This window comes from Thauera sp. 63, assembly GCF_000310165.2.
Lineage (GTDB): Bacteria > Pseudomonadota > Gammaproteobacteria > Burkholderiales > Rhodocyclaceae > Thauera > Thauera humireducens.
The window spans coordinates 1-3,186 of record NZ_AMXC01000065.1 but is presented as its reverse complement, the minus strand read 5'-3'; the positions used below and the strand labels follow the sequence as shown (position 1 = coordinate 3,186).

Here is a 3,186-nt window from a genome sequence, read left to right as displayed (position 1 = left end):
AAAACAACACACGACATCTGGAGAAACCCATGGTCAGTGAGCAACTCGTCGACCTGTCGCGGCTGCAGTTCGCCGCCACGGCGATGTACCACTTCCTCTTCGTGCCGCTCACGCTCGGCATGGTGTGGATGCTGGTCATCATGGAAAGCGTCTATGTCATGACCGGCAAGACGATCTACAAGGACATGACCCGCTTCTGGGGCAAGCTCTTCGGCATCAACTTCGCGCTGGGTGTCACCACCGGCATCACGCTCGAGTTCCAGTTCGGCACCAACTGGGCCTACTACTCGCACTACGTGGGCGACATCTTCGGTGCGCCGCTGGCGATCGAGGGTCTGATGGCCTTCTTCCTCGAATCGACCTTCATCGGCCTGTTTTTCTTCGGCTGGGACCGCCTGTCGCGCCAGCAGCACCTGCTGGTGACGATCCTGATGGCGGTGGGCACCAACCTGTCGGCGCTGTGGATCCTGATCGCCAACGGCTGGATGCAGAACCCGGTGGGCTCGGAATTCAGCTACGAGACGATGCGCATGGAACTCACCGACTTCTGGGCGGTGGTGTTCAACCCGGTGGCGCAGGGCAAGTTCGTGCATACGGTGTCGGCGGGCTACGTGACCGGCGCGATGTTCGTGCTGTCGATCTCGGCCTGGTACCTGCTGCGCGGGCGCGATGTGGAGTTCGCCAAGCGGTCGTTCCGCATCGCGGCGGCCTTCGGCTTCGCCTCGATCTGCTCGGTGATCGTGCTCGGCGACGAATCCGGCTACGCGCTCGGCGAAGCACAACAGACCAAGCTCGCGGCAATGGAGGCGATGTGGGAGACCGAACCAGCCCCGGCCAGCTTCAACGTCATCGCCGTGCCCAACGAAGCCGAGATGAAGAACGACTTCGCCATCCATATTCCCTGGGTGATGGGCCTCATCGGCACGCGCTCGCTGGACAAGGAGCTGCCCGGCCTCAACCAGATCTACGCACTGAACCGCGAGCGCGTAACCGTAGGCGTAGAGGCGGTGAAGCTGCTCGAGGCGCTGCGCAAGAACCCGCAGGACGCAGCACTGCGTGAAGCCTTCGACAAGGTCAAGAGCGACCTCGGCTTCGGCCTGCTGCTCAAGAAATACGTCGCCTCGATGGACGACGTCACCCCCGAGCTGATCGACCGCGCCGCGCGCGACACGCTGCCCAAGGTGGCGCCGCTGTTCTGGACCTTCCGCATCATGGTGGCGTTGGGCTTCGCGATGCTGGCGCTGTTCGGCCTGGCGCTGTGGTACTCGATCAAGGGCGACTTCGCACAGCGGCCGTGGCTGCTCAAGTGGGCGCTGTGGTTCCTGCCGATGCCGTGGCTGGCCTGCGAGATGGGCTGGTTCGTGGCCGAGTACGGCCGCCAGCCGTGGACGATCTACGGCGTGCTGCCCACCCACCTGTCGGTGTCCACGCTGACCGTGGAAAGCCTGTACGGCTCGCTCGCCGGTTTCGTCGGCTTCTACACCCTGCTGCTGATCGTCGAGATGGTCCTGATGGTGAAGTTCGCCCGCCAGGGCCCGGGCAGCCTGGGCACCGGCCGCTACATGAACGAAACCCACCACGCCCACGCCTGATCCCGGAGCGGACATCATGATCTTCGACTACCCGACCCTGAAATTCATCTGGTGGCTGCTGGTGGGCGTGTTGCTCGTCGGCTTCGCCATCATGGACGGCCACGACATGGGCGTGGGCACGCTGCTGCCCTTCGTCGGCCAGAACGACGAGGAGCGCCGCGTCGTCATCAACACCGTCGGCCCGCACTGGGACGGCAACCAGGTGTGGTTCATCACCGGCGGCGGCACCATCTTCGCCGCCTGGCCGATCGTCTATGCCACGGCCTTCTCGGGCTTCTACTGGGCGATGCTGGCGGTGCTGTGGGCGCTGTTCTTCCGCCCCGTGGGCTTCGACTACCGTAGCAAGATCCACAACGCCACCTGGCGCAGCACCTGGGACTGGGGGCTCTTCATCGGCGGAGCGGTGCCGCCGCTGATCTTCGGCGTGGCCTTCGGCAACCTGCTGCAGGGCGTGCCCTTCCACTTCGACGACTCGCTGGTGCCCTATTACACCGGCTCGTTCTGGGGCCTGCTGAACCCCTTCGCGCTCCTGGCCGGCGTGGTGAGCACGGCGATGATCACCTTCCACGGCGCGATCTATCTCGCCCACCGCACCGAGGGCGACATCCAACGCCGTTCGATCACCGCCGCGCTGATCTTCGGCGTGCTGATGCTGGTCGGCTTCAGCGCCGCCGGGCTGTGGATCGCCAACGGCGGCTTCGGCTATGCCATCACCTCGGCGGTGGACACCGCGGCGCTGCCCAACCCGCTCGCCAAGACGGTCGAACTGCAGCCCGGCGCCTGGCTGGCCAACTACGCCAAGGCGCCGCTGACGCTGCTGGTGCCGGCGCTGGCCTACGCCGGCGGTATCGCCGCGCTGTGGCTGGTGTGGAAGGGCCGCACCCTGGCCGCCTTCGTCGCTTCGTCGTTCGCCCTCGTGGGCGTGATCGGCACCGCCGGCGTGTCCATGTTCCCCTTCGTGATGCCCTCCTCCACCGTGCCGGGCGCCAGCCTCACCGTGTGGGATGCGGTCTCGAGCCATCGCACGCTGGGCATCATGTTCTGGGCCACGCTGATCTTCATGCCGATCATCGTCGCCTACACCAGCTGGGCCTACAAGGTGATGGCGGGCAAGGTCACGACCGCCTACATCCGCGAGAACGAACACTCCGCGTACTGAACGTCCGCAAACCGAACAAGGAGAACGACATGTGGTATTTCGCCTGGGTCCTGGGCATCGGCTTCGCCGTGCTGCTGGCCATCCTGAACGCCCTGTGGGGCGAGAATGAAGAGGCGCGTGCCGAGGCGCTGCGGCAGACCCGTCTCGACGCCGCCCCTGCCGACCCGAACGGCAGTGGTGCGCACTGACCGCGGCAAGGAGGCCATGATGAACACGAAGCTCGCCGGCCCGGCCGCCGCGCCGACCGGTGGCATCCGCCTGCTGCCGCTGCTGGCCGCCATCGCGATCATGCTCGGCATCACCGCCTGGCCCGCCGCCCTCTCCGGTCCGCAGGGCGGTGCGGACCACTGGGCCGCCATGGCGCTGTTCTGGGCCATGAGCGCGGGCTTCGTGCGCGGCGTCGGCTTCGTGCCGCGGCACCGGGCCTGGCGCCTG

The 3,186-nt window shown here is 66.2% G+C and carries 4 protein-coding genes; all 4 read left to right on the top strand.

Features of this window, described 5'->3' with window-relative positions:
- Positions 1 to 29 precede the first annotated feature (29 nt).
- Positions 30 to 1,592: a cytochrome ubiquinol oxidase subunit I gene (locus tag C664_RS19875; RefSeq protein WP_038012665.1), complete on the top strand. Its 1,563-nt coding sequence runs from the start codon at positions 30 to 32 to the stop codon at positions 1,590 to 1,592.
- A gap of 16 nt (positions 1,593 to 1,608) precedes the next feature.
- Entirely contained in the window at positions 1,609 to 2,751 is a 1,143-nt protein-coding gene (cydB, locus tag C664_RS19870; protein ID WP_004294046.1) for a cytochrome d ubiquinol oxidase subunit II, read from the top strand.
- Positions 2,752 to 2,780: 29 nt separating this feature from the next.
- Complete coding sequence (gene cydX / locus C664_RS21315; protein ID WP_004294044.1) at positions 2,781 to 2,939, top strand: cytochrome bd-I oxidase subunit CydX; 159 nt, start codon at positions 2,781 to 2,783, stop codon at positions 2,937 to 2,939.
- Positions 2,940 to 2,955: 16 nt separating this feature from the next.
- Positions 2,956 to 3,186, top strand: a 231-nt coding sequence (locus C664_RS19860; RefSeq protein ID WP_232435146.1) for a cyd operon YbgE family protein, incomplete at its 3' end; no start/stop codon positions are given.